At 68.1% G+C, this 339-nt stretch carries 1 pseudogene; it reads left to right on the forward strand.

The annotated features are described in order from the left end of the window. A pseudogene (locus tag ACOADB_RS10575) lies at nucleotides 1–339 on the forward strand (acetaldehyde dehydrogenase (acetylating)); the annotation flags it as partial.

Consider the following 339-nt stretch of genomic DNA (forward strand, 5'->3'; position numbering starts at 1 on the left):
CACCTGCGGCGGCCAGGCCACGATCCCGATGGTCAACGCCGTCTCCCGGATCACCCCGGTGCCGTACGCAGAGATCGTCGCGTCGGTCTCCTCGGTCTCGGCTGGTCCCGGCACGCGCGCGAACATCGACGAGTTCACCAGCACCACGTCGGCCGGTGTCGTGTCGATCGGTGGGGCGGAGCGCGGCAAGGCGATCATCATCTTGAACCCGGCCGAGCCGCCGATGATCATGCGGGACACGATCTTCTGTGCTGTCGACCCGGACGCCGACGAGGATGCGATCGCCGAGTCCGTGCACCGCATGGAGAAGGCGGTCCAGGAGTACGTCCCCGGCTACCG

Source organism: Nocardioides sp. CPCC 206348, assembly GCF_048654705.1.
Lineage (GTDB): Bacteria > Actinomycetota > Actinomycetes > Propionibacteriales > Nocardioidaceae > Nocardioides.